The organism is Janthinobacterium violaceinigrum (genome assembly GCF_009208555.1).
Classification (GTDB): Bacteria; Pseudomonadota; Gammaproteobacteria; order Burkholderiales; family Burkholderiaceae_D; genus Janthinobacterium; species Janthinobacterium violaceinigrum.
In genome coordinates, this window is the sequence record NZ_WFLI01000139.1 from 1 (window position 1) to 255 (window position 255).

Annotated in this window: 1 rRNA gene; it reads left to right on the forward strand. The window is 51.0% G+C overall.

What is annotated here, in order from left to right:
• A 16S ribosomal RNA gene (locus GCN75_RS28985) occupies window positions 1–255 on the forward strand; the annotation flags it as partial.

A 255-nucleotide genomic window follows, 5' to 3' on the forward strand; every position in this document is an offset into this window, starting at 1 on the left:
TACGGTCGCAAGATTAAAACTCAAAGGAATTGACGGGGACCCGCACAAGCGGTGGATGATGTGGATTAATTCGATGCAACGCGAAAAACCTTACCTACCCTTGACATGGATGGAATCCCGGAGAGATCTGGGAGTGCTCGAAAGAGAACCATTACACAGGTGCTGCATGGCTGTCGTCAGCTCGTGTCGTGAGATGTTGGGTTAAGTCCCGCAACGAGCGCAACCCTTGTCATTAGTTGCTACGAAAGGGCACTC